This is a genomic window from Salipaludibacillus daqingensis (assembly GCF_029891575.1).
GTDB classification, from domain to species: domain Bacteria; phylum Bacillota; class Bacilli; order Bacillales; family Salisediminibacteriaceae; genus Salipaludibacillus; species Salipaludibacillus daqingensis.
Map to the genome: position 1 here is coordinate 98,548 of NZ_JARZHF010000005.1, position 18,405 is coordinate 116,952.

Sequence of the window (18,405 nt, forward strand, 5' to 3'; positions counted from 1 at the left end):
ACAAACTTAATGTCTTTCTGTTGTGTCACTTTCTAAAGATGATTTAGTTTCATTATCATCATCTGATGCGAGATCCTTTGTTGATTTCTTAAATTCCTTCAACGTGTCTCCAACCGCTTTTCCCATTTGAGGCAATTTCTTTGGTCCAAAAATAATAAGTGCAATGATCAAAATCAAAATCAATCCTGGAATTCCAATATTTGCTGGCATTTTTCCCCACCCCCTATGCTTTTCAAATAGCCATTTTATTTGTTTTTCATCTGATAACGTTTCTCACTTGTGATCTATATCACTTTCTACAGTTTTATTATATATTTATATAAAAACTAGATGGGGGCGAAGTTGTGAATAAACTCAAAAGATACTGTGTCTTATTTGTGAATTAATGAACATAATAATATCCAGATAGTATTATCTATCAAAACGTTATTAATATTTTTCTTAAGTGTAAATTTTACTAACATTGGGAAAAGACATAAAAAACACTCTTTATAAAGGGGGATTTACATGAAACGGTTTCACGTCATCGTTGATGGAAAAGTGCAAGGGGTAGGCTTTCGTTATCATACACAAATTACCGCTAGTCAACGAGACCTTACTGGTTGGGTTCGTAACAAATTGGACGGAACAGTGGAGTTAGAAGTGCAAGGAGATCCAGATCAAATTGTCACTTTCTTATCTTCCTTAGAAAAAGCAAGGTTCCCAGCAAAAGTAGCAGATATTAAAAGCACCGAAATAAGTATCCAGGAAAACGAGGGGATGTTTTCCGTTCGAGGTTAATTAAAAAGTTAAAAGCTTTGACATATACAGTGTCAAAGCTTTTTTGGTGAAATTTGTTCGTCATGTTCTTATTTAGCTTCTTCATCTTTCTTTAGACCAAATTGCTGAAAAACTCCCCCCTGTTGCTCTGGGTAAAGTTCATGTCCGACGATTCGGTTAATTATGGTGATATTTCTTAGCACTGAAAGAGCTAAATTTGTTGCTCCAGGTCCGTGACTATGTTCTAAGTTCGACAACGTATAAATTTGATGAGAGCGGTGTTTTTTAAACACCAGTTGATAATCTCGTGTCACTGCAAAACGATTGGTATCTTCCCATTCGATTAGCTCTCGAAATTTCTCAAACCAATCAGGAATGTGGGGTTTGTATCCAGTTGCTAATACCACCTTATCTACAGTTAGATCAAATGACTTATCTTGCTGTCGTTGGAAACAATAGACTTTATACTGCTTGTCTATTTTTTCAATATCAACCACTTCTGTATTCGCTTGAATATGAACAGATAACTCTTGCGGATGAACAGATCGATGATAAAGCAGATCATAAATTTGATGAAGTGTTGATTCTTCCACACCATTACGGAGCTGGGACAGGTTTGGTAACTCATTCTTTCTTTTTTCAAAAGGTAACTCGTGAAAGTAATCAATATAATCAGGAGAAAATACTTCTTGCCCTAACTTACCTGCTTCTAGCTGAAAGAAACCAGAAGAGCGGGTTAGCCAATGAAGGAAAGGTTTACTTCGCTGGTTTTGAAGTTGATCAAGAAATATTTCTGCAGCACTTTGACCAGAGCCTGCAATTAATATGGAGTCTGATTCCTCTAGTTCATCAACGACATATTGGTATTGACTTGAATGAAAAACACCATCTCCTAGATGTTTTTCAAGATCTTTTGGAACCATTGGTTTAGTCCCTGTTCCTACAACAACGTTTTTAGTGTGAAAATGTTGTTGTTTTTTCGTCTCACGATCTTCTATCACGACTTCATAACATGGGGGGCGATCATCTGGTCGATCAATGATATCAATGACTGATTTACCAAAGTGACAGTTCGATAATTGACCGGCAACCCATTGTGCATAATTATTGTATTCACGGCGAGGAATATCAAAGCGATTAAAAAAGTAAAAGGAGAATAATCGTTTCTGTGTATGTAAATAATTCAAAAAACTAAAACGACTCGTTGGATCAGCAAACGTAACGAGGTCTGCAAGAAAAGGAACTTGCAAATCTGATCCCTCAATAAGCATGCCAGGATGCCAATTAAAAGACGGAGACTCATCAAAAAATAACGCATCAATATTCTGTTCTTCTAATAAAGCAGCCATTCCTAAATTAAATGGTCCGATACCTATACCAATTACTTCATGTATGTTCAATTTATTCATCTTATCTACTCCTCTACCCAATTCCAACTATTCTCTCTTTATTCCCTAAATGGATCATCTTCTAAACTAAGTCATAAAAAAAGAGAAAAGGGGGGAGAGCCCTTTTCTATAAGTGGGAGGTATCCATAGTAATAACCTCCATCTATAAAAAGATAGGAGATACGATCATAAATGTTGCTTAGTAATAGAAACTTTCATTTAAACAATTCGTATTTATTTGTTATATTATTCGCAAGCTGGATTACGCGGAATTTTCGTCACAGATATATCGTTAATCATTCTAGTACTTCTTTTGATAATACAAACAAAATTTGTTGTCCATATATACGATGGAATCTCTTGATCTTCTTTCTCAAACATCATTGCTTCAAACTCATCACCGACAAGATCCTCAAATGTTTCTTGTGTATACGTTTCTGTATCCGTTGAAAAAGAACGCCATTCACAAAATAATTTTCTTGTAATAGTTTTCATATATACCACAACCCCTTTCGATAATTTCATTCTACCATGCATAAAATAACAAATGTTTGTGAAACATTGAACATATTTTGACTGTTTATAAAGCGTTTGCAAAAACAGAAAGATATAGGCATCTAAAAATGTGAAATCTTCTTCAATTTGATATGATAGTTCTAGAGGTGAGAGCAATGAAGCCAACATTTGCAGTATGGTTACGAAATGATTTCCGATTACATGATCAACCGTCTATTCAAAAAGCTCTTGAAGCAGCCAGTGCGTATGATGGACAGGTTATTCTATTTTTCCATTTACATCCTAACTTTATTCAAGAGATCGACTTACACCACGATTATTTTTTTCAAACCCTTCAACAATTCCGTCATCAATGTGCAAAGTCTTCCTTACATGTACATATCATTTATGGTGATAATGAAACAGCTTTTACGACATTAACAAGACAATTATCAGAGTTAAAGACAGTGTTTTACGGAAAGGATTACACCCCTTTTGGTCTAAAAAGAGATCAAGAAGTGTCAACGTTTCTTTCGAATAAAGGAATCGATACTGTTCCTTTAGATGGTAGTCATCTTTTACAACCAGATGAAGTTCTAAAAGAGGATGGAACTCCTTATAAAGTATTTACTCCATATTATCGTCAATGGGCAAGACAGACAAAGCCCTCTTTAATTAACACGAACATAAATGAATTGAGATCGCAATATAAGAATAGAGATTCAATCGATTTACAAGGAGAAAATTTCTTTGAAACGGAAATATTAGCTATGTGCCGATCAGAGTGGCAAGGTCTTGGAGAAAATACAGCATTAAAAAGATTAGAACAATTTTTAGATGAACGTATCTCGCATTACGATGAGTCACGTAATCTACCTTCCATTGCTGGTACAAGTCGCCTTTCTCCTTATATAAAAACGGGATCACTGTCGGTTCAGAAGATCTTCCATGCTGTTTCTGATCAGCTAGATACATCAGGAAAAGGAGCTGATACTTACTTAAAAGAGCTTGCTTGGCGCGATTTTTATGCGATGATTTATTATCACTATCCAAATACAAAAAATCAGGAATACCAAGAAAAATACCGAAGCATACGTTGGAGTTCTGATAAACAACTTCTTGAAAAATGGAAGGCTGGTAAAACGGGATTTCCTATTGTTGATGCTGGAATGAGGCAATTAAATGAAATAGGATGGATGCACAACCGATTGCGAATGGTTACCGCTTCTTTTTTATCAAAAGATTATTTAATCGATTGGCGTCTAGGAGAAGAATATTTCTCCAAGAAACTAATCGATTATGATGAAGCATCCAACGTTGGTGGTTGGCAGTGGGCAGCTTCAGTTGGAACAGATGCAGTGCCATATTTCCGCGTCTTTAATCCTACTAGACAAGCGGAGAGATTTGATCCAGATGGGAAATTCATAAAAAAATATGTCCCTGAACTCGTTGATGTTCCAGAATCAATGATTCATAAATTAAGTAAAATGACGGATGAGATGCAAGTTAAAGCAAACTGTCAATTAGGCAAGGATTACCCTCATCCAACTGTCGACCATTCCCTTCAGCGAAAAAAAGCAATCTCACTATTTAAAGGAGAGGACGATGAGTGATGACGATTCGAAAATTGTATCGTTCAGAAATAGAATCTAGTATCCGTATGTCAGAATTTGCTTTTCAATATGAAATGACCGACGAAGAGCGAAACGAAAGAATTAAATCTATGGATCCGAATGAAACGTGGGTGATTGAAGAAAATAGTGACATTCTTTCTAAAGCAACAGTATTACCACTTCACGTTTACTTAGACGGGAAAAGCATCCCCATGGGTGGTGTTTCAGGTGTTGTTACATGGCCTGAAAAACGTCGGGGTGGCCTTGTTTCCCAGTTACTACATCATTCTTTAAAGCAAATGAAGCAAGATGGACAAGTTATATCTTTCCTTTATCCTTTTTCGATTCCTTTTTATAGAAAATACGGTTGGGAGCTCTTTGCGGATGCAGAGACAATCACTTTGACAAGGGAACAATTACCACCACGAGAAGACCATAAAGGCAAAGTGAAACGAGTCGATAAAGATTTCACAATAATTGATGATGTCTACCATCAATGGGCAAAAAAATATACTGGAACTATTGTTAGAAATGAAAAGTGGTGGAATCAATCCGTTTTTAAACGAAAAAAAGGAATGTTAGTTGCTTATTATAATCATGAACAAAATGTCACTGGTTATATGATTTATGAAGTTAAAAATCAAAAAATGACTGTTCATGAACTTATTTGGTTAGATGTCGATGCTAGGCGTGGATTATGGAGTTTCATTTCCAATCACGATTCGATGATTGAAACGGCAACAATTAAAACTGTCGCTCATGACCGGCTACCTTTTTTATTACCAGACCCAAAAGTGAAACGAGAAGTTAGTTCCTATTTCATGGCTCGAATCGTTGATGTAGAAGGATTCCTTAACATATATCCATTCCACCTAAGGGAAGATTCACCTCCGATTATTCTACATATATACGATGCATTCTGTCCTTGGAATGACGGGATTTATATGATTAATAACAAAAATGGAGCAAATAATATAACTTTTTTCCCACCAAATCAACAAGCGGACGACAATCAAATAGGAGTTAACTGCCAGCATCCACCTAAAAAAGGATTACGCCTTTCGGTACAAGCATTAGCTTCACTTCTCCTCCAATCACAGACACTTAATGTATTAGTGGAAGAAGAGTGGGTAAAAGGCGATGCTCATACGATGACTGCTCTAAATGATAGCCTACCTAAACTGAAACCATTTTTATATGACTTCTTCTAACTTTAGGTATTGGTAAATAACCCTGATTTCTGGGGGGATCATGCAACGTTTATTCTTTCTATATGTTTATAGGCTTATGAAAATGAAACCTCATAAGAAAAGGAGTCCCATTATAAGGACTCCTTTTCTTTATTTATATTACTCCCACATTTTTCGTAACGTTTTCAACGATGTGTCTGACTGGCTATATCGGATTGGTAGATCAAAAGAAGTTGTTTGCTTTAATACACTTTTTTCATGAGTGAATGTATCAAAACTAAATTTCCCATGATAAGCACCCATGCCACTTTCACCAACGCCACCGAATGGTAAATATGGCGTCGCTAAATGCATAATTGTATCATTCACACAGCCGCCACCAAAGGATAGGTTACTTAAAATCAACTTCTCATTCTCTTTATTTTCTGTAAATAAATAAAGAGCAAGCGGGTTTGGTCTTTGTCTAACGATATCAATGATTTCATAATCATATTTAAAAAATAAAATCGGTAAAATTGGTCCGAAAATTTCCTCAGCCATTACTTCATCATCCATGTTTACATCTATCATAATCGTTGGTTCAACAAAACGGCGTTCTCGATTGTATCCTCCTCCGTAAAACACCTTCTCATCATCAATCATTGATGCAAGACGATCAACATGCTTTTCATGAACAATTGTTGGAAATGTTCTTTTCTTTAAAGCCTCTTCTCCAAACCATTTTTTCGTATAATGTAACAGTAATTTCAAAAATTTTCTTCTTCTCTTTTCATGAACAAGAATATAGTCTGGAGCGACACATGTTTGCCCCGCGTTAATAAACTTTCCCCAAACAATTCGCTTTGCTGCGATTTTTAGGTTGGCATCCTCCATAATAATGGCCGGACTTTTCCCACCTAACTCCAATGTTACCGGAGTTAAATGTTTCGATGCTGCTTCCATGACTTTCTGTCCTACTTGAGTACTTCCGGTGAAAAAGATATAATCTACTTTCTCCTCTAACAATGCTTTCGATACTTCGGCATCTCCTTCAACGACAGCAACATATTTTTCTGGAAACGTGGATGCTATCAAATCTCTGATAACCATACTCGTATTAGGTGTAAATTCTGATGGTTTGATAATTGCCGTATTTCCCGCGCCAAGTGCGCCAATTAATGGAGCGATTGCTAATTGAAATGGGTAGTTCCATGGGGCAACAATTAACGTTACACCATAAGGTTCTTTGTATACATAACTTTTTCCTCCAAAATGAGTAAAAGGTGTCTTTTCTTTTCGAGGAGTAGCCCAGTAGTCAATGTTCTTCAACATATCTTTAATTTCATTTAATAAAAAGCCGATTTCCGTTAAATAAGCTTCATATTCACTTTTGTTTAAATCTTTCTTTAAAGCATCTAATATATCACTTTCTCGATGCTTAATCGCTTCCTTTAACTTTGTTAATTGTTCCTTTCGAAATGAAATTTCTTTCGTTTCACCGGAATAATAGTATTGTTTTTGCTTATGAATAAGCGAATGTATCGCATCTTTCATGTTCCTTTTCCCCCTTTTAGTTCTCTATTGAATAACCCTTCCCTATTTTTACAGTAATTAAGCAATCACTATTCTTTCTTCTCCTCTATTTTTAAACAGCAATTTTCCACAGTTGAGAACTAACTTCATTTTCCAACAAATAAATAAGTTGTTACAAAACTTCTTAACTCATTTATAGAAAAGACAAATGGTAGTATTATCAATAAAGATACAACAGAAGTTGGAATACCTGCCCCTGACCACCCAAACATAAAAATCCTCCGGTAATTCTTGACTCTCTTCTATTTAAATTCCACTTGTACAGTCATTTAAACTAACTTTGCATTTTTTTATAAAAACATCGCTAGGCTTAACTAAATAACGCATCATCTTAAAAAAGATATGCTTCTTTCCTTCGTTTGTCAATATACGATTTCTTCCTTAAGGAAATAAGTAAACTAAACCTAAACTAAACCTTGTTTATCAATTATAAGTCAACCTTGCTTTTTTGATAAAAAATTGCTAAAATATTAAACGAACTAACGGTCGTTAGTTTAGTGAACTTTTTCTGTCATTAACGAGGAGGTCGAAAATATGACTCGCTCTGAACAAATTTTGAATGCTGCATTAGAGCAGTTTGCAGATAAAAGCTATGAAGGTGCAAGTTTATCAGCGATTGCTTCGAAAGTAGGTATTAAAAAAGCCTCTATTTATAATCACTTCAGTCACAAAGAGGAGTTATTTTTATCTGTAGCTAAATATGTTTATAACCAATATATCATTGAGATAGAACGTGTATTATCTCATCGATCAAACAGACATGCCGAGGAGTTGATTTTAGAAGTAATTGAAACAATGACAAATTTTTTGAGTGATAAAAAAGCAGGGAAGTTTTATATGCACTTTCTATTATTTCCTCCTATCCCTTTAAAAGAGAAAGTGTATGATCATTTTCTAAACTTTGAAGATGAATGTGATAGACTCTTATCACCAATTTTTGAAGATATAATAGAAACCTTTCACATCGATACTATGTCCCTTAGAGATCTTTTAGACGCTTTTTATTGTTTATTGGACGGCATCACCACTCAAATGTTTTATTATGATGAAAAAACAAGAAACAGAAAAAGACTCGCAGCCTGGAACTTATTTTGGTCAGGAATTAAAAATTACGCGAAAAAATAGTCTGACCTTACCTCTGTATACTTTCATTCAATAAATATAAAAGCTCTGCTAAAGCCTGTTGTTGATTTTTCAAACCAACACTTCCTTGCAGTGGGCATCTCCTCAACTTCCTAGGAAAAATCACAATTCGAGACCTTCAGACGATGAATTTACAAGAGGCGCCTCATAGATTTTTCGATATGAACTTTGAATAATACCAGAGGCACTATGAAAAAGGAGCATGATCCAACATGATTGAACTTCTATGGCAATACTTATTAATTTTTATAATGGCCGCCACTCCATGGCTTGAAATTCTCGTCGTCATCCCCATTGGAATTGGAATGGGTCTTCATCCATTTTGGGTCGGTTTCATTTCATTTATCGGGAATTTCTTACCAATCATTTTGATTGTATATTCCCTTAAGAAATTCCAGCAGACTGCATGGTATAAAACATGGAAAGAGAAAAGAGCACATAAAAAATATTTGAAAGAAATGGACAATGAAACCGATGATTCAGATAAACAGCTTCAAAAGAATAAAAAACCAAAAAACAAACGAGCGATTGCAATATTTAACAAATATGGATTACCTGGTTTAGCACTTTTAGGGCCTGCTATTACCGGTATCCATTTAGCTGCCGTTATTGCCTTGTCCTTAAAAGCTAATAAACACCAGACAACATGTTGGATGGGTGGTAGCTTGTTGGGTTGGACAATATTTTTGACGATAGCAAGTTATTATAGTATAGATTGGGTCACTGGATTGTTCTAAAAAGCTTGGAACTTAAGAGCTAGATTGTTGGATAGTGCCTTTCGGCGAGTACTTTCACTTGCTTCGGGCTCTATACGTGCGCGATAGTTGATTTCACCCAGAATTTGCACCACACAAAGGCACTATGCGTATTGAATAGTGCCCTTCGTTGTCCATAAATAAATACTTTATATTATTGAGATTTCCCTCGTCCATCAATCGATACCTGTACAACCTTCCCATCTGTTCGTAACATGTGATATTGATCGAATAAGTTCACTGCTGTACAAGCATGGTTCGGAATAAAGTTACGTTTTTCACCTAACTCAATTTTATCAAGCAAGGAAAGATTCTCTTCCACAAGATCGATGATGCCATGCTCTTCTGACAATCGAGATAAGATCAATGCGCTGTCCTTCTGTGCTTCTCCAAAACCCGATACCCCTTCATTTCCATGAGCCCCTTTTTCTGTAGTAAAAGCTTTGCTCCCTCCATCAAAAACAAGTCTGTTTTTCTGTTTGGATATGAGTTGTGTTAAAACGGTTAACACAACTTCTTCTCGTTTCGCTATTCCAAGATTCATTTGCATTCGATCAAAAAATACAGCATTTCCCGGTCTAACTTCTGTGACCCCTTCATAAGTTGCTGCTCTTTCAAAGGTTGGTGTTGATCCTACACTTCGATGAGTGATCGGAATCCCATTGTTTTCACAAAGACTTGCCGTGTCAACTATACTAGTTACTTCCTGCATGGCCACTTGGTTAAGCTGCTCTTCTGTTTTTGAAGCATAGGAGTGACCAGCATGAGTAAATAATCCAGTTAATTTAAGACCTTTGAGACTTGCGACATATTTTGCTAGTTCTAGTGCCTCTTCTCCTGGCTCTACTCCACAACGATTTAATCCTGAGTTTATTTTTATCCACACTTCAAATTCATCATCATCAATGAGTGAAGTAATCATCTGTTTAGCTTGTTCTTTACTATCAACAGTAAAAATGATTCTTACGTCTCTCCTATATGGAGATAATAATTGAACCTTCTCTTGATCAATTAATGGGTTGGCAATCAAAATATCTTTGATTCCCTTTTTAATTAATAATTCTGCCTCAGATACTTTAGCTACCGTTAGCCCACAAGCACCTGCATCTATCTGCGCATGTGCAATATAAGATGATTTGTGTGTCTTAAAATGAGGTCTTACCTGTACTCCATTTTTGTCTTTTACGGAAATCATTCTCTTAATGTTGTTTTTCATTTTCTTTTCATCAATCACAATTGCCGGTGTAGAAATGGATTCGATCATCATTGACAGTCTCCTTTCGTTAAATGGAAAGTCACATTCATATATTTCTTTGAAATATAATAAACGGAACTTCCTCTTCCATTATTCTAACTATTGCTAAAAAATCCTGATTCTTATTACCTATTATCTGTTATACTATTAACAAAACAAAAAAATAAACTAGCCTTTTAGGAGTGGTATATTGTTATATTATATCTTATTTCTTATATCAGGTTTTCTTATAGGAACAATCCTTACCTCGTTATATAAAAAGGGCGAGCTAACAAGAAAGAATGATGCGATTGAGAGTGTAGAACGATCAAAGCATGAGATCATAGACTTGGTTGAACATACAGAAGATATTATTTATTTTTTTCGAACCACTCCAAAGTTTCAATATGTTTACATGAGTCCTTCTGTAAATAAAGTTCTTGGGTGGGATATTAATCAACACTATGAAAATCCAGATGAAATATATTCTCTTATTCACCCTGACGATTATTTAACATTGAAAAATAAAATATATGGAAAAACAGATTTTACTAAACCACTTCTGCAACGTTGGCGAAGTACAAAAGGCGATTATATTTGGTTTGAGGAATCTGCACGACCAGTATATGAGAATGGTCAATTCGTTGGTGTTCAAGGTATTTTAAGGAATATTACAGAGAAAATTGCTATGCAAAGAAAGTTAGAATACCAATCCACCCACGACGAATTAACTCAATTATTAAACCGAAATGCTTTTAGAGATAAAATAAATCATTTAAATATTCTTGCTGATAAAAGTGTCGGATTAATAATTTGTGATATTAATGACTTGAAAATTATTAATGATACGAATGGACACCTTGCTGGTGATCAATTAATTCAATATACGGCTGATTTTTTAAAGAAGTATTTTTATGGAGAAGGCCATGAGATTTACCGAATAGGGGGAGACGAATTTGCCGTCATAACAACTGGTTTGATGAGTACAACATTTGTTTCACTCCATCATCAACTGGTCAATGAGTCATTAAATCAACCAGCAGAAAAACAAGGTTGGTTATCCAGCGGATGTGCCTATATAGACTCTTCCAAAGGTAACATGGACAAACTTTTTAAATTAGCTGATTCAGAAATGTACAAACATAAAAAGCATATAAAATCACATTCGAATGTCATAAGCATATGAAAAAGAAAGCCCGCACTAAGCGGACTTTCTTTTTCATTTATGGATTTACCCCTTATTATATAATGAAAGTCATCATTTTTTAGAGAAAAATAATTTTTTAAGTTGTTATATCCTTTCTCCGTAAATCATGTCGGAGAATTATTTACTCTTCTCCGACGGTTTCTAAAAACCAACCTTCTTGAAAGGAACCACGCCTTTCTGACTTTTCTAATCTAATTGCTTCTAGTTCTGATTTAGAATATCCGTGCTTTTCTGCTAAACAATAGATTAACTCAACTAAATCTGCCAGTTCTTCCACTGCTTGTTCTGAATTTTGGGCTTCAAGGTATTCTTTCATTTCTTCATTTAATTTCTTCTTTGCTTCACGTATGAATTCATCCCCATTTATCCGACGATATTCAAGTTTTTGACCATTCATTCTAATAATATCCGGAATTCTGTCTCTTACAAGTTTATAATAAGTCGGCATCACATTTCTCCTTTCTCTCTTATACGAATATTTCTATCGATACTTTTCTAGATATTAAAAGATTCATGATGATATCGGGAAAATCCTGCCAACTTTTAAAATAAAAAACTAGCCAGTCAAACTTTTTCAGTTTGCCAACTAGTTAATGGTAGCCGATATTACTTTACTCTTTATTCATCATTTGTTTCCAAGAAGCTGCTAATTCTGGGGTATTTATTATTATTTTGTTAGCAATAGCTCCTTGCTTTTTATAAAAACCATCATTAACATCGGTAACAGAAACCGAGGAATACCTTTTAATGAATTTCATAGGCATATTCGAAGAAACTGTCCCTTCATTTAATACTCGAAAGTAAAATCCAGTAAAACCTGTTTTAATTACATGCTTAGGCATGGATTCTAATTGAAATCGACTAGCCAATTTGTGGCAAGGAATTCTCGGCTGGGAAACTTGTACTCGTGCATTTCCCCATTGGAACAAATCTCCCACATGGACATCTCGTTCGATTAACCCTTTTACAGTTAAATTTTCACCGAAAGCTCCCAGCTCTAATTTCTTACCTAACTCCCTTTCCCAAAAGGTATAATGCTCGAAAGGATAAACGCAAATCGCTTTATCTAGGCCCCCGTGGTTTACTTTATCTGCTTGATCGTCTCCATCAATTTGTTCCTTTGATAAAAAGAGGGGCTTACTCGTTGCTTTCTTCTTTATAGAAGATAAAACTTCTCTCCCTTCGCTCAGTAGAGGTTCGGGTTTACCAATATTTAATGATATAATTTCCGGGTTCAGCATCACATTCCACTCCTGAATTTCAGTCATACGCTATCATAATCATCCATTCGTAAAAATTAACGTTTATTTTCCAAATGCACGTTTAGCCAAGATCATCAAAGTAATGTCATCAGATGGTGGATTGTGAAGTCCGGCTCTCACATCACGATAATACTGTTCAAATGGAAGTGACTTATCAAGGCTTTGTCCCCCTACAATTCTCATACTAATATCCACAACATGAACAGCTGCATTAGTTGCTATTGTTTTAACAGCAGCCAATTCAGCTCCTAGCTGAGGTCGAAGCTCAGGTTGTTGATCCCACAATTCAGCAATGCGATACATGAAATGTCTCGCCTTCATCAACTCTAAATCTAACTCTGCCACTTTTCGTCGAACTTCAGGAACGTCACTAATGGGATGATTTAAACTGTTAGGTTTATATTTTTTGGCAAAATCAATAGCTTCATTTCTAGCTGCTATTGCAACACCTAAATAACAAGCTGGTATGTGAAGTAGCCACCCTTGCGGACTGGTGCCATGTCCTGGTTCTTTCGTTGCCACAAGCGCATCTTCAGGGACAATCACATTTTTTAATATGAGGTCATCACTTCTCGTTCCTCGCATACCTAAAGAGTTCCAAGTCTGTTCAAATCCAATCCCTAGCGTGGATCGTGGTAACAAAAATTCACCAAGATGATCTTCCCCGTCAATGGAAGCAGTAATAATGATATAGTCAAGTACTGGTGCTAATGAAGTAAATGTTTTTCTACCAGATATCACCCAGCTATTTCCCTTTCGAGTAGCTGTTGTTTCAGGTTTTCCTCCTCTTGCAGGACTCCCAGTTGCTCGCTCTGTAGCAGCCGTGTTAATCAAAATATGATTAGAAACTGATTCACGTGATATTTGTTCGAAAACAGATTGTTCCCATTTTTTTGTATCTCGAAGCTGCATCATAGTTCCATTATGCCACCCAACAGATAAAGCAGTTGCCGCATCACCTTGAGCAATCGTTTCTTGTATCAGAAGAAATTGATAAAGGGATACTTCTTGTCCACCATAACGTGTTGGAATGGTGATATTCGTCAATCCACTCTGTTTAAGATCATTCATGTTTTCAACAGGGAATATGGCATTTTCGTCATAGTTAGCTGACCTTGTCTTAAATTTTTCTACGAGAGCGAATGCATGATGATAGAGATTTTTATCCGTTTCATTTCTTAAAAATGGCGTCATTATTGGTCCATGCATGAAGTATACTCCTTTAATAGTTCATTTACATTTTATTTTATACAAAAACGATTTGAGAAGAAAGGAAGAAACCTTATCCACAAAAAAACTGTATTCCCCATCCAAGCAAAGCTTTTACAACAGAAAAGGGTGCTCATGTTGTTCATGGAAATGAAGGGGTGTCGGGTTTTGGATAATTAGAGAAGGATGTAAGATTCACCTTATCTCGTTTTTAAAAAGAGTATGGGATCATCGAAGGGCACTATCGCACCTGTATAGTGCCCGAAACGAGAGAAATTCCTCACCGAAGGGAACTATCTATCTAAATCGTATAAAGAAATACTCTTATTACATAATTTTTCATCATTCGACTTAATTTTGACCCCTATAAAAAATTAGAATGAGTAGAATGATTATAATAAGACAACATTAGAAAAACTGGAGGAATTATTTTATGTTTTCATCTATCCAAATAGGTATTGATTTAGGGACAGCAAATATACTCGTTTACACGAAAAATAAAGGTATGATTATTAATGAACCCTCTGTGGTTGCTATAGATATCCATACAAACCAAGTTTTGGCCGTCGGAGAAGAAGCCAAACTGATGGTAGGAAAAACCCCGGAAAATATCGTCGCCATTCGACCTTTAAAAGATGGTGTGATCGCTGATTATCAAGTTACAACAGACATGCTCAAACATATTATGAAAAAAGCATCAAAAAAATTAGGCACACCATTAAGAAAACCAAGTGTTGTCGTTTGTACTCCTTCCGGCTCCACTTCTGTTGAAAGAAGAGCGATTTCTGATGCAGTTAAGCAATGTGGTGCAAAAGATGTTCAATTAATTGAAGAACCTGTAGCTGCTGCTATTGGTGCAGATTTGCCTGTAGAAGAACCAATTGCTAACGTTATCGTGGATATTGGTGGAGGTACGACCGAAGTTGCAATCATTTCCTTCGGTGGAGTTGTTTCATGCCATTCTATTAGAGTCGGTGGAGATCAGTTAGACGATGATATTACACAATTTGTTCGCAAAAAATATAATTTACTCATCGGTTATCGTACAGCAGAGAACATTAAAATGGAAATTGGACATGCATTAGTTGACCATCCAGAGGTATTCATGGATATTCGCGGACGAGACTTAGTTACCGGTTTACCTAAGACCATTGAAATATCGTCGTATGAGATTCAGGGTGCAGTTAAAGATTCTCTTTTATCAATTATTGAAGCTATTAGAGCAACGCTTGAAGACTGTCCTCCTGAGTTAAGTGGTGATATTGTTGATCGGGGTGTGATTTTAACTGGTGGTGGCGCACTGCTTCATGGTATAGAAGAATGGATATCTAACGAAATTTCTGTTCCAGTGCATCTTGCTCCAAGTCCGCTTGAATCCGTTGCTATCGGAACTGGACGATCATTAGCCATGATGAAGAAATTACAAAAATCAAAATAATACTTTTCTTCTACAATGAAAATGCCTGCTTCTTGACAAAAGAGAGTGAAGCTTTGCCCCGACACACCTCGGAAATATCATTAGCGTTTCTTTCATGAGGTGTTGATTTCGAGGATATTTAATCATTGTCCTACAGATAATGGCATCATTAGTGAAGAAGATGTTATTAAAGGCAGATTTTAATATTATTGATTCAAATAAAACAGACCATCTCTTATTATAAGCGATGGTCTGTTTTTCAATTCCATTTATTTTTCCGTAGAAAAATATATCGTGTAAATGTCTTTTGTTTCAACTAATTCATCTAAAATCAGCCCTGTTTTTTTCATTTCTTCCATAAGTACGTGAGGGTCTAATCTCTCATGAAGCGGGGGACCTACTTCCCCTTCCACTTGAGCCCATTCTACAATAGCCCCTTTCGATCCCGACTTCATAATTCTGTTCATCTCTCTAAAAGCATTTTTGCGATTTGCTACTTCATGAACGACGAAAGCTGCTACAGAAGCTTCTACTGCATTATCACTTAATGGAATTTCTTCAAGGTCCGATTCAATTAAACCGATATGATCAAACCCTCTTTCTTGTGCCCTCACTCCTAGTAATCCCAGCATTTCAGGCTCCACATCAACAGCGTAAACATCCCCTGATGTTCGCATAGCTAATGGCATCGTAAAATAACCATTCCCTGCACCTAAATCCATGACATTTGCTCCGTCACTTATATTTAGTTTCATTGCGACCAAATCGGAATCAACAAGGTCCTGACGTTTAGGATCTAACAATTTATCAGCCTTAGCCGGATCAAAACGGTGTCCTGCCATATATATCCCCTACCTTACGTTGTTTTTTCTGCAATTTCATTCACTCTTTTTAGTTCCCCCGATTCTACATCAAATAGTAATCCAATAATCGGTATACCCTCTCCTATTCGTTGATAGACGGGGTGATTTTTTAGATTTATTACTTGCTGTCGAACATTATGCTCTTCTAACTCACGCGCTTCAGGATGATCATGTGTAGACACGTAAGTTTCAATACTTTTCTCAATCTTCTTAATCCAACCTTTCATTCCTTCATTATAATCACCTGTTCTTGCTGCTGTCACGCCTCCACACTTTGTATGACCAAGAACAATAATATATTTCACTTTCAATACATCAAGTGAAAACTCCAAACTGGCTTGGAAACTTTGATCGTCTAGAGAAACTTGATTACCAATGTTACGGTGGCTGAACATTTCGCCTAACGGCATTCCAGTTATGACTGAAGGACATGTTCTTGAATCTCCACATGAAATCACAAAGAAAGAAGGTTCCTGACCTTCTCCTAATTTCTTAAAAAAATGAGGGTCCTGTTGTTTCATTTTTTCAATAAATTGATGGTGAGATATTTCAATATTTTGTATGTCCAAAATGATCCCTCCCATTTTTTATTTGATGCAAAGCGGACTCTATTGTCGGTTGTTCCATTTCTTCTCCGTATTTCTTAATCCAACCTGCTTTTTTCAAGATATCTCTAACTGGTCCTTTCGTTTGAGCAAGATAAACATAGATATGATCATCTTTTAAACGATCGATCCAACTACTTAAATCATCCATCGCTACTGCGTCAATATCATTTACACCTGAAAAATCAAGGATAACTGCTTGTAATCCAGTTTTCTTATACATTAACTCATTTAATCGTTCTTCGATATATGAGATATTTGCAAAATAGATCGATGCATCAATTCTCACCATAAGCACATCGTCTCTTGTTTCAGCTTCAGGGTATCGGGAGACATTCCGAAATGTTTTCGTTTTATTAATATACCCTAATTCTGCCATATGTGGTTTCGCACTACGATAGACAAAAACAAGGATAGAGAAAACGACACCAGTAGCAATTCCCGCTTCAATACCGATAGCAAGTGTGGTTGCAAACGTTACTAGTAACGAAACAGCGTCCATCCTCTTAATGTGCCATAAATGAAACGCTTCTTTTACATCTATTAACCCGTAAACGGCTACAATGATAATCGCTGCAAGCACCGCTTGAGGTAAGTAATAGAACCATGATGTGAAGAAAAGAAGGGTAAGTAAAATGAATACGGCCGTAATAATCGAAGCAATTCCACTACGGGCACCAGCGTCGTAGTTAACTGCTGAACGAGAAAAACCACCTGTTACTGGAAACCCTGATAGAAAACTTGTTCCAATATTTGCAATTCCTAGTCCATTTAATTCTTTATTCGCATTAATTGGATATTTTTCTTTTGAAGCTATTACTTTTGCCATCGCATAAGATTCCACAAATCCAATAATTGCGATCGTAAATGCAATCGGTAAAAGCGAGTTTATTGCAGTTAGATCAAATGCTGGTAGCGACAAAGCAGGTAACCCATCTGGAACTACCTCCACAATATTCACACCAATTTCATTCAACTGAAAGGCTCCTGCGAGACTAATCATTGAAACGACAACTACTAATGCCCCTGGAATTTTCTTTACTTTTTTCTTGAAAAAGATGAGAATGAGTACACTTGATAAGCCAATAATTAACGTCGGTAAATGAATTTCATTGATACGTACGGCTACTTCAGCCAAAATCAAAAAAATATTTTCTGAGGCTTCAATATCCACACCTATTAAATGCTTCACTTGACTCATTCCAATTATAATTGCTGCGGCAGAAGTAAATCCACTTATGACTGCATGGGAAATAAACTTACTAATTGCTCCTAGTTTAAAAACACCCATTAACAGTTGAATAATTCCGACCATGAAGGCAAGCAACAATACAAGAGAGATATATTCTTCCGTCCCAGGTTCTGCCAGACTAGAAACTCCTGTAAATATGAGTAATGAAACCATTGCCACTGGCCCAACAGATAGTTGCCGCGATGTTCCAAATAATGCGTATAGAATTAGCGGGACAGTTGATGCATATAGTCCCATTACAGGTGGGAGACCAGCAAGCATAGCGTATGCCATCCCTTGAGGAATCAACATTATTGCCACAATTAATCCCGCTGTAATATCTCCTTTAAAGTCTTCTTTTAAATCATATTGCTTGATCCAATCAAGAAAAGGAAACCAGCGATTCATGACTTTTCCCTCTCCTTTCTTCTATCTATTTCATTCGCTATGGTAAAGCTTAAT

19 protein-coding genes are annotated in these 18,405 nt (G+C 36.1%); 7 read left to right on the top strand and 12 right to left on the bottom strand.

Translation table 11 applies throughout. The annotated features are described in order from the left end of the window. Positions 1-6: 6 nt before the first annotated feature. Positions 7-210, bottom strand: coding sequence for a twin-arginine translocase TatA/TatE family subunit (gene tatA / locus QDN89_RS11150; RefSeq protein WP_280770214.1), 204 nt, complete (start codon positions 208-210; stop codon positions 7-9). Between the two features lie 297 nt (positions 211-507). Between tatA and QDN89_RS11155 the strand changes: the two genes are divergently transcribed. Then, positions 508-780 carry an acylphosphatase gene (locus QDN89_RS11155; RefSeq protein WP_280770215.1) on the top strand — a complete coding sequence of 91 codons (273 nt, stop codon included), beginning with the start codon at positions 508-510 and terminating at the stop codon, positions 778-780. A 68-nt stretch (positions 781-848) separates the two neighbouring features. Here the strand turns inward: QDN89_RS11155 and QDN89_RS11160 are convergent, their stop codons facing one another. Continuing rightward, entirely contained in the window at positions 849-2,168 is a 1,320-nt protein-coding gene (locus QDN89_RS11160) for a lysine N(6)-hydroxylase/L-ornithine N(5)-oxygenase family protein (protein WP_280770216.1), read from the bottom strand. Between the two features lie 225 nt (positions 2,169-2,393). Beyond that, a complete protein-coding gene (locus tag QDN89_RS11165) occupies positions 2,394-2,642 on the bottom strand; it encodes a hypothetical protein (protein WP_280770217.1) in 249 nt (82 codons plus the stop codon). Between the two features lie 176 nt (positions 2,643-2,818). Here QDN89_RS11165 and QDN89_RS11170 point away from each other — a divergent pair, with 176 nt between their 5' ends. Next, a complete protein-coding gene (locus tag QDN89_RS11170; protein ID WP_280770218.1) occupies positions 2,819-4,255 on the top strand; it encodes a cryptochrome/photolyase family protein in 1,437 nt (478 codons plus the stop codon). Further along, a complete protein-coding gene (locus QDN89_RS11175; protein ID WP_280770219.1) occupies positions 4,255-5,466 on the top strand; it encodes a GNAT family N-acetyltransferase in 1,212 nt (403 codons plus the stop codon). The genes QDN89_RS11170 and QDN89_RS11175 overlap by 1 nt, the downstream gene beginning before the upstream one ends. A 138-nt stretch (positions 5,467-5,604) precedes the next feature. Here QDN89_RS11175 and QDN89_RS11180 read toward each other — a convergent pair whose 3' ends face one another. Both QDN89_RS11180 and QDN89_RS11185 read right to left on the bottom strand, forming a co-directional pair. After that, positions 5,605-6,978: an aldehyde dehydrogenase gene (locus QDN89_RS11180; RefSeq protein WP_280770220.1), complete on the bottom strand. Its 1,374-nt coding sequence runs from the start codon at positions 6,976-6,978 to the stop codon at positions 5,605-5,607. Between the two features lie 125 nt (positions 6,979-7,103). Further along, positions 7,104-7,229: a hypothetical protein gene (locus QDN89_RS11185; RefSeq protein WP_280770221.1), complete on the bottom strand. Its 126-nt coding sequence runs from the start codon at positions 7,227-7,229 to the stop codon at positions 7,104-7,106. Positions 7,230-7,551: 322 nt separating this feature from the next. On the opposite strand from QDN89_RS11185, the gene QDN89_RS11190 reads away from it, so the two are divergent. Both QDN89_RS11190 and QDN89_RS11195 read left to right on the top strand, forming a co-directional pair. Continuing rightward, a complete protein-coding gene (locus tag QDN89_RS11190) occupies positions 7,552-8,142 on the top strand; it encodes a TetR/AcrR family transcriptional regulator (RefSeq protein ID WP_280770222.1) in 591 nt (196 codons plus the stop codon). 230 nt (positions 8,143-8,372) lie between these two features. After that, positions 8,373-8,897, top strand: a complete 525-nt coding sequence (locus tag QDN89_RS11195; protein ID WP_280770223.1) for a small multi-drug export protein — start codon at positions 8,373-8,375, stop codon at positions 8,895-8,897. 172 nt (positions 8,898-9,069) lie between these two features. Here the strand turns inward: QDN89_RS11195 and QDN89_RS11200 are convergent, their stop codons facing one another. After that, entirely contained in the window at positions 9,070-10,182 is a 1,113-nt protein-coding gene (locus QDN89_RS11200) for an alanine racemase (RefSeq protein ID WP_280770224.1), read from the bottom strand. Between the two features lie 178 nt (positions 10,183-10,360). Here QDN89_RS11200 and QDN89_RS11205 point away from each other — a divergent pair, with 178 nt between their 5' ends. Further along, the gene (locus QDN89_RS11205; RefSeq protein ID WP_280770225.1) at positions 10,361-11,335 is read left to right on the top strand and encodes a sensor domain-containing diguanylate cyclase; all 975 of its coding nucleotides are present in this window, start codon (positions 10,361-10,363) and stop codon (positions 11,333-11,335) included. Positions 11,336-11,477: 142 nt separating this feature from the next. Here the strand turns inward: QDN89_RS11205 and QDN89_RS11210 are convergent, their stop codons facing one another. The 3 genes from QDN89_RS11210 to QDN89_RS11220 all read right to left on the bottom strand — a co-directional run bounded on the left by QDN89_RS11210 (position 11,478) and on the right by QDN89_RS11220 (position 13,827). Continuing rightward, positions 11,478-11,804, bottom strand: coding sequence for a nucleoside triphosphate pyrophosphohydrolase (locus QDN89_RS11210; RefSeq protein WP_280770226.1), 327 nt, complete (start codon positions 11,802-11,804; stop codon positions 11,478-11,480). 163 nt (positions 11,805-11,967) lie between these two features. Then, complete coding sequence (locus QDN89_RS11215; protein ID WP_280770227.1) at positions 11,968-12,597, bottom strand: MOSC domain-containing protein; 630 nt, start codon at positions 12,595-12,597, stop codon at positions 11,968-11,970. Positions 12,598-12,660: 63 nt separating this feature from the next. Next, complete coding sequence (locus QDN89_RS11220; protein WP_280770228.1) at positions 12,661-13,827, bottom strand: acyl-CoA dehydrogenase family protein; 1,167 nt, start codon at positions 13,825-13,827, stop codon at positions 12,661-12,663. 433 nt (positions 13,828-14,260) lie between these two features. On the opposite strand from QDN89_RS11220, the gene mreBH reads away from it, so the two are divergent. Continuing rightward, the gene (gene mreBH / locus QDN89_RS11225) at positions 14,261-15,265 is read left to right on the top strand and encodes a rod-share determining protein MreBH (RefSeq protein WP_280770229.1); all 1,005 of its coding nucleotides are present in this window, start codon (positions 14,261-14,263) and stop codon (positions 15,263-15,265) included. Positions 15,266-15,513: 248 nt separating this feature from the next. On the opposite strand, the gene QDN89_RS11230 is transcribed toward mreBH, so the two are convergent. Genes QDN89_RS11230 through QDN89_RS11240 form a run of 3 tightly spaced genes read right to left on the bottom strand, consistent with a single transcriptional unit; the run spans position 15,514 to position 18,351 of the window. Continuing rightward, positions 15,514-16,086, bottom strand: a complete 573-nt coding sequence (locus QDN89_RS11230) for a class I SAM-dependent methyltransferase (protein ID WP_280770230.1) — start codon at positions 16,084-16,086, stop codon at positions 15,514-15,516. A gap of 14 nt (positions 16,087-16,100) precedes the next feature. Further along, positions 16,101-16,676 carry a carbonic anhydrase gene (locus QDN89_RS11235; protein ID WP_280770231.1) on the bottom strand — a complete coding sequence of 192 codons (576 nt, stop codon included), beginning with the start codon at positions 16,674-16,676 and terminating at the stop codon, positions 16,101-16,103. After that, positions 16,657-18,351, bottom strand: a complete 1,695-nt coding sequence (locus QDN89_RS11240; protein WP_280770232.1) for a SulP family inorganic anion transporter — start codon at positions 18,349-18,351, stop codon at positions 16,657-16,659. The genes QDN89_RS11235 and QDN89_RS11240 overlap by 20 nt, the downstream gene beginning before the upstream one ends. Positions 18,352-18,405: the final 54 nt, after the last annotated feature.

Bases quoted from the DNA above. Each gene is read 5' to 3' on its own strand.
- tatA (WP_280770214.1), bottom strand. From the start codon at position 210: ATGCCAGCAAATATTGGAATTCCAGGATTGATTTTGATTTTGATCATT.
- QDN89_RS11155 (WP_280770215.1), top strand. From the start codon at position 508: ATGAAACGGTTTCACGTCATCGTTGATGGAAAAGTGCAAGGGGTAGGC.
- QDN89_RS11160 (WP_280770216.1), bottom strand. From the start codon at position 2,168: ATGAATAAATTGAACATACATGAAGTAATTGGTATAGGTATCGGACCA.
- QDN89_RS11165 (WP_280770217.1), bottom strand. From the start codon at position 2,642: ATGAAAACTATTACAAGAAAATTATTTTGTGAATGGCGTTCTTTTTCA.
- QDN89_RS11170 (WP_280770218.1), top strand. From the start codon at position 2,819: ATGAAGCCAACATTTGCAGTATGGTTACGAAATGATTTCCGATTACAT.
- QDN89_RS11175 (WP_280770219.1), top strand. From the start codon at position 4,255: ATGACGATTCGAAAATTGTATCGTTCAGAAATAGAATCTAGTATCCGT.
- QDN89_RS11180 (WP_280770220.1), bottom strand. From the start codon at position 6,978: ATGAAAGATGCGATACATTCGCTTATTCATAAGCAAAAACAATACTAT.
- QDN89_RS11185 (WP_280770221.1), bottom strand. From the start codon at position 7,229: ATGTTTGGGTGGTCAGGGGCAGGTATTCCAACTTCTGTTGTATCTTTA.
- QDN89_RS11190 (WP_280770222.1), top strand. From the start codon at position 7,552: ATGACTCGCTCTGAACAAATTTTGAATGCTGCATTAGAGCAGTTTGCA.
- QDN89_RS11195 (WP_280770223.1), top strand. From the start codon at position 8,373: ATGATTGAACTTCTATGGCAATACTTATTAATTTTTATAATGGCCGCC.
- QDN89_RS11200 (WP_280770224.1), bottom strand. From the start codon at position 10,182: ATGATGATCGAATCCATTTCTACACCGGCAATTGTGATTGATGAAAAG.
- QDN89_RS11210 (WP_280770226.1), bottom strand. From the start codon at position 11,804: ATGCCGACTTATTATAAACTTGTAAGAGACAGAATTCCGGATATTATT.
- QDN89_RS11215 (WP_280770227.1), bottom strand. From the start codon at position 12,597: ATGCTGAACCCGGAAATTATATCATTAAATATTGGTAAACCCGAACCT.
- QDN89_RS11220 (WP_280770228.1), bottom strand. From the start codon at position 13,827: ATGCATGGACCAATAATGACGCCATTTTTAAGAAATGAAACGGATAAA.
- mreBH (WP_280770229.1), top strand. From the start codon at position 14,261: ATGTTTTCATCTATCCAAATAGGTATTGATTTAGGGACAGCAAATATA.
- QDN89_RS11230 (WP_280770230.1), bottom strand. From the start codon at position 16,086: ATGGCAGGACACCGTTTTGATCCGGCTAAGGCTGATAAATTGTTAGAT.
- QDN89_RS11240 (WP_280770232.1), bottom strand. From the start codon at position 18,351: ATGAATCGCTGGTTTCCTTTTCTTGATTGGATCAAGCAATATGATTTA.